Origin of the sequence: Dermacoccus sp. CCH2-D9, assembly GCF_001556795.1 — a bacterium.
Classification (GTDB): Bacteria; Actinomycetota; Actinomycetes; order Actinomycetales; family Dermatophilaceae; genus Dermacoccus; species Dermacoccus nishinomiyaensis.
In genome coordinates this window covers 1-616 of record NZ_LSJT01000046.1, presented here as the reverse complement: position 1 = coordinate 616, position 616 = coordinate 1, and the positions used below count along the sequence as shown (strand labels likewise).

The window sequence follows — 616 nt, the reverse complement described above, 5'->3', positions numbered from 1 at the left end:
GCGCGGGCGACGCTGAAGCTCATCGACGCAGGGGGACCGTTCCCGTACTCGCGTGATGGCATCGTCTTCGCCAACCGTGAGGGCCGCCTGCCCAAGCATCCGCGCGGCTGGTACCACGAGTACACCGTCGAGACGCCGGGAGAATCCGACCGCGGCGCTCGCAGGTTGATCCAAGGCAAGGACGGCACCATCTATTACACGGGCGACCACTACGAGAGCTTCCGGAGGGTGCAGAGATGACGGCTGCGACGGTGCGTGGGCTGATCGAGGCGGGCCAGGGCGGCTGGGTGCCGCGGGGGCTGACAGGCCCGACGTCCGACGAGTTGCGCTCGCTGTGCAAGGACGCGGGGTGGGGCTTCGTCGAGGTGCGCCTCGCCGGGGTGGCGGACAAGCCCGACCTCATGCGCACTCTCGCGCGCCAGCTCGAGCTGCCCGCTTATTTCGGCGGAAACTGGGACGCCCTCGAGGAATGCCTCGGCGACGTCGTCGCGCGCGAGGACGGCATGGTCCTGCGGCTCAAGGGCCTCGGCGCGCTACCCGCGGGCCTGAGCGACCCGCTCGTCGACATCGTCGACGACCTCGTCGAAGATCATGGCGGCGCGGGCCGCACGAGCCC

Annotated in this window: 2 protein-coding genes; both read left to right on the top strand. The window is 70.1% G+C overall.

The annotated features are described in order from the left end of the window. Positions 1–240: ribonuclease domain-containing protein (locus tag AX669_RS04000; RefSeq protein ID WP_304438401.1), on the top strand; the 240-nt coding region annotated here is incomplete at its 5' end. Beyond that, a partial coding sequence (locus AX669_RS03995; RefSeq protein WP_197418850.1) for a barstar family protein occupies positions 237–616 on the top strand: 380 nt, incomplete at its 3' end. The genes AX669_RS04000 and AX669_RS03995, both read left to right, overlap by 4 nt.